The organism is Roseburia sp. TF10-5, from assembly GCF_003462365.1.
GTDB classification, from domain to species: domain Bacteria; phylum Bacillota; class Clostridia; order Lachnospirales; family Lachnospiraceae; genus Roseburia; species Roseburia faecis.
Genome location: NZ_QTYW01000035.1, coordinates 1 through 6,724, shown reverse-complemented (window position 1 = coordinate 6,724; position 6,724 = coordinate 1). Strand labels below are relative to the sequence as shown.

Genomic DNA, 6,724 nt, shown 5'->3' with positions numbered 1-6,724 from the left:
GAAAGATTAAACTCCACTTGTGCAGAAGAGAATTCCACTGTATAAATGGATGGTAGAATTAAACTTTGCAATTTTCAAGGAACGAAAATAATAGGAGCGATTATTCACATCATCTCTCATTTATGATAGAATATGTACAAATCAGTTTATTGAAGCACACGCGAATTATACAATCGCTACTATGATAATTAATGTAAATAAAGGAGAGGAGATGCACCATGGCAAATTATGAATTACAGCCTGATGAAGTTATTTTGTATGAAGGTACAGTCAATTGCAAGGAATACAAAGGGAATTTGCAATTAACATTAACGTCCAGAAAAATCATCTTTGAAAAGGAAAAGGGCATTTTTAAAAAAGAGAAAGAACTTGTAGATGTAGTAACGCTTGAACAAGTAAAAATTTATAATGATACAGCACAAATTAAACAAAAGGCATCTGAAGTAGAGATTCAGACAATTGCAAAGAATTTGACAATTATCTTTTCCGGTATGCTAGAAGCCAGAAAATTTACAGGCAAGATTATAGATGCGGCAACTGGAACTACAGTTGCCAAGCGAAGCTCAAATAAAATCAAGGATGCCTTTAATATTGTTGATGATACTTTAGGATTAGATACTAGAGGGACAATTAAAGGCGTTCTCGAAAATGGAGTAAAAGGGACAATTTTAAATGGAATAGCAAAAAAGAAGTAAATCCAAGAGGCTGCTTCATCATTTAAGTGAAGTAGCCTTTCAAAAATTTCATTCTAATAAATTGCACGACAACTTATCAAAAATAAGCTCACCCTTAGCAAAAAATGAATAGAAGATGTATAACTGTGGTGAAAGCGAATAATTATAAGGGTTTATGCATTAGACACACATTTGTAAAAAGGGAGCTATTTTTACTCATTATACTAAAAGCACTCCGAATATCTACTGAGAGTGCCCTTGTTTCAGTTCTATTCAATTTTCCATATGATTTTGCTTTTGTATCGTTCCGTATTGTTACTACCATATGAACGGTTGCATCTGACAGCTTCAAATTCTCCACAGCCCCTCCAGTATTAAAAATATCAATCTCTCTATTTAAATTTTTATCTTCCGTTTCATTGATTGAAATAGAAAATAAAGGCCTCATTGACACATACTCACGGAAAAGGCCTGTCATTGTCAAAACACCTGCTAGTGCCGCACTCCCCAAAACAGCCCCTATCTTTTTTATATGCTTTGTACTCTCCCTTCGCGCAAAATTCAGCTTGTACTTTAATTTCATCAAGCCATCCCTCCTCTTCAGGTGTCAAAACTTCACATCAGCCATAGAATGCGTAATTACATGTTTCCATTATTCATTTACAATTTTTATTACCCCCAACCGGAATAATAGTAAATCCTCAACCACAAGTACCTTATCATTGTAACACTTCTTTGCGAAAATATCTCTTGTATCCTTAAACTCAAATCGCGCGATTCGCGCAATTCGTTCAACAACTGGAGGTATTTATCATGAACGCAAAGCAAAAGCTACACCAACTTCGTCTAAATGAGTGGAGTTCCCGATTTTCTGATCAAAAAGCCAGTGGCTTAACCGTTAAACAATGGTGTGATCAAAACAACCTTTCCATCCACACGTATAACTATTGGAAACATTTGCTCAAGGAAGAACTCGCAAGTCAGGTACTCCCTGATATCGTTCCTGTCTCTCTTCCCAACGCAACAGGCAAACTCCTTCCAATGGTTTCTGGCAATTCGCTCTACTGCAAAGCTAACCATTAATAACATCTCTATTGAGGTTGACTCTGCTATTTCAGCCGCATTTCTCACCACAATCATCAAGGCGGTGCGCGATGCTTAATGATGCAGATCCAAAATACTTCGCCGGAATCTACATCGTATGCGGATACACAGATCTCCGTTACGGGATCGATTCTCTTGCCGCAATTATTGAACGTAAATATAAAGTAAGCCTGTTCGTTCCCAATACTCTTTTTCTCTTCTGCGGCAGATCTGCCTGCAAGATAAAAGGACTGCTATGGGAAGGTGATGGTTTCTTACTCTTGTACAAACGTGTTGAATCAGGACACTTCTCCTGGCCTCGAAATTCTGACGAACTTCGTTCTATGACTCCAGAACAGTTCCGCTGGTTAATGCAGGGCTTCGCAATCGATCCGGTTATTCACGATATCACTCCCAGGCATTCAACCTGATCTGTTTTCTTTTGCAGTTCCCTGTAGTTTTAAACCTTCTTACTCTGCCTCATAAAGCCTCCTGGCTATAGTCAATTTCACGGTTGCATATTCCGCAAAAACAGAGCACTCGCTCCGCATGAGCGGAGCGCTGTTCCGCTAGGAACGGATCATTGCCCTGTTGGTTAATAAAGTTACTTGCTTTCTACACGTCTATCGCGACCTGGAAAGTCTAATCGATATGCTTTAGAGGTCATGCGGCTGAGACATGCATCTGCATATGTGTTATCACCAAACAATTGGTACCAGTTTGCTACTGGCATCTGCGAGATGATGACTGTTGATTTTCGGCAATCTCTAGCTTCGATGATTTCAAAGAGATCACGGCACTTGTCAAGATTTAAGTCCATCAATCCGAAATCGTCTATAACAAGAAGATCATAACCGGCCATCTTGTTTGAATACTCATAGTAATTATCTTCACTATGCGCATGGGCGGATTCTTGAAGCAGACAATTCGCACAGATATATTTAACAGTCCTCATTTGATGTAGTGCTGTGACACAAAGTGCACATGCAACATGCGTTTTGCCAGCTCCTGCTCCACCTGTAATCAAAAGATTGTTCGGTTCATCAATCCAATCACCTTTGGCCAGTAATTCAATGACATGTGTAGTATCCCGGCACATGCATTGAATGCTTGCTCTTCGTGCTTAGAAGATTTTAGGATTCGATCAATCAATTCCGACATAGAAGGACCGAACACAGACGCCCAGCGCCTGTAATAGTTTCCATCTTTCGAATTGATTTCCTGATAATAAAGGTGTTCCGGAGGCATATGCTCATCCGTAGTTATGTACAACGGAAAATCCTTATAAGATCTTCTATGAGTGCAGATCAGACGGTTGTACTGATCACAGATACGAATCTCAGAAGGTGTGGCCTTAAGGATTGCTGGTTTTCCGCAGTAAGTATACAATACAGAGTAGTAGTGGCCGTCATAATCGATGTGATAATTATTAGGCACCTTCAGTACTGCTTTGTAATCACAAGTTGTATATTCTCCGCCTGGCAGTGGTTTCATACATGGTTTGTCATACTTGATAAACATTTCTTGTCTGGAAAAAGCTTGATTCTGAAAAGGTCTCGCATTGAGGACGGCTACTATCTTTTTGATATCAGCATTCAAATCCTCAAAGGATGTGTAAATCTTTTCTTTTAACTTTTCTATAAGATGTGTTCCAAGGTAACGCACATGATTCTCGACCGTCGGCTTTCCCTTAGGCTTACGAGCCGGTGGTGGGAGCACAATCGTATCATAGAAGTCTTCCAGATCAGAGAAGGTTGACTGTAATACAAGATCATCTTTTGTATGCTTCGTAACAGCTGTTTTTAGATTATCCGGGACAAAATGTTTAGCAACTGCACCATAGAAGGATACCGCATGTACACAGCCTTCGATAAAACAAGGAAGTTTTTCATTTGGAAATGCCTCTGCATAGATCATACTGCTCACGCCTAATGTTGTGGCAAAGATATGAACTCTCATGATTTCACCGGTTGTAACATCCGTCAGAAGTCCAGGCTGGTCGCCAACCCAGTCGATGTACATTTTTTCACCAGGCTTGCGATTTACCGCCATTGAAATTTTTGTGCCACCATAGTTTTCCTGAACAAAACGTTGATAGTATTCATAGAACTGGGATTTTTCATATCCATCTGGATTCTTTTCTTTGTAGTCCAGCCAACAGAATGAAATATTTACTCTACTGTTTGGGGCATGAATACGATCATAGTAATACTGAAAATCTGGAAGTGGAACTTCTTTGCGTTGAAGATTTTTCTGTGGGTAAAAGAGGTTCTCTACTTTTTTTGGTGACATAGCTTCAAGCTCGTCAATGGTAAGCTCAAGAGCCTTATATCGACTCATGATCAAGTTAAGAGTGCTTGATCCGATTCGAAAACGATCCATAACAGATCTGGTTGGGCACTTATTCAGACGCATCTGAATAGCACCAATAATAGTGTTGTAGTCCTGCATAAAAATGCCTCCTTTCGTAATCTAAAAATAATGACTACGAAAAAACTATAACACTCTATAAGAATGCATGATCCGACGAAGCGGAAAAGTGTTCCGTTACGACCGGAAACACTGATCCGTTGCTAGCGGAATCGGTGATCCGATGAAGCGGAATTTGCACCCTTATCCCTCATGTTCAAAAAAATCTTGACTTTTTCCCTGCTATTTGCTATTCTGATTTATTTTTGCTTTTTGGGGGGCGAGGAAGGAAAGAAGGAGTGAGAATCCAAACGGTTCATAGAGAGCAGTCAGGATGTTTGTGATGATCTTGCCGAGTAAATCAATCGTTTCTTTCATCGTTATTTACAGATCACTGAACAGGTCGGCCTTATACACGCCATTCGCCAACATTTTCTTGAAGCTGTCTTTCACTGCTGCGACATCCTCATGGTAGGTCATGCCGTACCAGGTGTCGTTGGTCTTCAGAACCTTCACAGACATCTTGCCCTGCTCCAGCAGCTCACCGATGAAGATGGGGATCAGATACTCGGCTTTCTGAGGATTACCCGGTACTTCTTTCTGGAAAAACTCTTTGAATCCGTCCTCCAGTACATCCAGAAAATCAGGAGTCAAGCCCCACATATTCATGGAGACCAGAGAATGCACATCGACTGCCACACCATCTACCTCTGCTCCATCCGCAGTCTTTACGATGTTCTTGGTCTCCACAACCTCAGTCAAGTTGTTATCCTCGTCCATCTTGCAGATACCACGAGTCACACCGCCATTATCAGACAGAGTATTCTGCAGCACAAAGCCAGCCATGCAAGACTCACCGCCATTTACCAGATACTCGTAGACGGCCTTGAAGCCTTCTTTGCCATAGTAATCATCTGCATTGATCACAATGAACGGGGTATCGATTACTTCCTTCGCTGCAAGCACGGCCTGTCCAGTTCCCCACGGCTTTGTACGTCCTTCCGGCAGAGTTCCCGGAATATCGTTAATGTCCTGAAAAGCGTAATCCACAGTTACATTATGAGCAGAGCAAATAGCTGCGATACGATCACCGATGACCTCTTTGAATTCCTTCTCGATATCCTTACGGATAATAAATACTACATGGTTGAAGCCAGCCTCAATTGCATCATGAATGGAATAATCCATGATGATATGTCCAGTATCATCCACTGGCTCCAACTGCTTAATTCCTGTTCCGAAACGGCTACCGATACCAGCAGCCATGATAAGTAATGTTGTGTTCATATCTCTCCTTATTGTGTTCATATTGCTTTAACTGAGCATCCTTAACACATACAGATTCGTAATTTCTTTATGTTATACTTTCTTTAGAAAACTTTTAGAACATATTTACTCATTTTATTAGTATTTCAAAGGGTCTGACCCCAATGTCTAATAATTTTCCTCCTCTTCTCTTAATTTTTTAGTTAATTGTTTTCATATTCCTCAAATATTTGTAACCTTTTCACAATCTCCTCCGGCTCTGGCAACATTGCTTTCATCTCTTCCGGTAACGTATTTCTTAACTGATATGTAGCCACTCCTATCGGCGCATTAATATTCTTTAAAGCATATTCTACATAGGTTTTATCCTTGCTCTTGCAAATAATAATACCAATAGATGGATTCTCGTCTGGTAATTTAACCTGTTCATCCAATGCTGTCAGATACAGTTGCATCTTTCCGGCGTATTCTGCTTCAAATTCACCAATTTTCAGTTCTATGGCTATCAGGCTTCTGTGAAATAGTAACAAATCAATATATAAATCTCTGTTCCCCGCCATCAGATGATATTGATTTCCTATGAATGTATAGTCTCCACCCATTTCTATCAAAAATGCTCTTATGTTATTTACCAACTGCATTTCTAATTCGTGTTCAGAGTATTCCGGTGACAATTCCGCAAAATCAAATGTATATTCATCTTTTACTGCAAGCTTAGCCTGTACTCTCTGCTCAACAGGAAGTGTTAAATCGAAATTCGTCTGATTCAATAAATATTTCTCATAGGTCTGTGCCGCAATAAAGTTAGTTAAAATTCGCTTAGTCCAACCATATCTTTTCGTCATTTGAATGTAAAATTCACGTTGCAAATCGTCCTTACATTTTTCCATAATGATGATATTATTACTCCAGCTAATTTCTCGCACCAGTGGTGCGAGTTTTTCAGAATCACGATAAGTCAAATAAAAATTGCGCATTCTCCAAAGATTGGCCGCCGAATAGCCTTTTGCACCAGGAAACTCTTTTTGCAATTCTGTTGAAAGTACCTGAACAATTGATTTTCCCCAACCATTTTCTTCCTGTTGCCTATAGATTTCTTCTCCAATTTCCCAATACAAATTTATCGTCTCTGAATTGATCAATTTCAGAACCTGATATTGTTTTTTATGGATCAGTTCCTTTAAATCATCCACAAGTGGTTTATATCCCACAATTTCATGCTTTCCCATATACTTCTCCATTTGGGGCTGTAAAATAAGTCCCTAATATAAGAAACGCCAATTCCGGCAAAT

General features: G+C 39.6%; 8 protein-coding genes. 3 read left to right on the top strand and 5 right to left on the bottom strand.

The window, feature by feature from the left end; translation table 11 throughout:
* Nucleotides 1-218 precede the first annotated feature (218 nt).
* Nucleotides 219-695: a hypothetical protein gene (locus DXD06_RS16710; RefSeq protein ID WP_117833187.1), complete on the top strand. Its 477-nt coding sequence runs from the start codon at nt 219-221 to the stop codon at nt 693-695.
* 142 nt (nt 696-837) lie between these two features.
* On the opposite strand, the gene DXD06_RS16705 is transcribed toward DXD06_RS16710, so the two are convergent.
* The gene (locus tag DXD06_RS16705; protein WP_117833186.1) at nt 838-1,257 is read right to left on the bottom strand and encodes a hypothetical protein; all 420 of its coding nucleotides are present in this window, start codon (nt 1,255-1,257) and stop codon (nt 838-840) included.
* Between the two features lie 230 nt (nt 1,258-1,487).
* Here DXD06_RS16705 and tnpA point away from each other — a divergent pair, with 230 nt between their 5' ends.
* Nucleotides 1,488-1,757 carry an IS66 family insertion sequence element accessory protein TnpA gene (tnpA, locus tag DXD06_RS16700; protein WP_117833185.1) on the top strand — a complete coding sequence of 90 codons (270 nt, stop codon included), beginning with the start codon at nt 1,488-1,490 and terminating at the stop codon, nt 1,755-1,757.
* Nucleotides 1,758-1,828: 71 nt separating this feature from the next.
* On the top strand, nt 1,829-2,188 hold the full coding sequence (tnpB, locus tag DXD06_RS16695; RefSeq protein WP_117833184.1) for an IS66 family insertion sequence element accessory protein TnpB: 360 nt from the start codon (nt 1,829-1,831) through the stop codon (nt 2,186-2,188).
* 173 nt (nt 2,189-2,361) lie between these two features.
* Here the strand turns inward: tnpB and DXD06_RS16690 are convergent, their stop codons facing one another.
* The 4 genes from DXD06_RS16690 to DXD06_RS16670 form a co-directional block, all read right to left on the bottom strand.
* Nucleotides 2,362-2,784: an ATP-binding protein gene (locus DXD06_RS16690; protein ID WP_243001181.1), complete on the bottom strand. Its 423-nt coding sequence runs from the start codon at nt 2,782-2,784 to the stop codon at nt 2,362-2,364.
* Nucleotides 2,781-4,208, bottom strand: a complete 1,428-nt coding sequence (locus DXD06_RS17670; protein WP_243001179.1) for a Mu transposase domain-containing protein — start codon at nt 4,206-4,208, stop codon at nt 2,781-2,783. The genes DXD06_RS16690 and DXD06_RS17670 overlap by 4 nt, the downstream gene beginning before the upstream one ends.
* A 342-nt stretch (nt 4,209-4,550) precedes the next feature.
* Nucleotides 4,551-5,453, bottom strand: coding sequence for a sugar phosphate nucleotidyltransferase (locus tag DXD06_RS16675; protein ID WP_117833182.1), 903 nt, complete (start codon nt 5,451-5,453; stop codon nt 4,551-4,553).
* A 182-nt stretch (nt 5,454-5,635) separates the two neighbouring features.
* Entirely contained in the window at nt 5,636-6,661 is a 1,026-nt protein-coding gene (locus tag DXD06_RS16670; protein WP_117833181.1) for a PDDEXK nuclease domain-containing protein, read from the bottom strand.
* Nucleotides 6,662-6,724 lie beyond the last annotated feature (63 nt).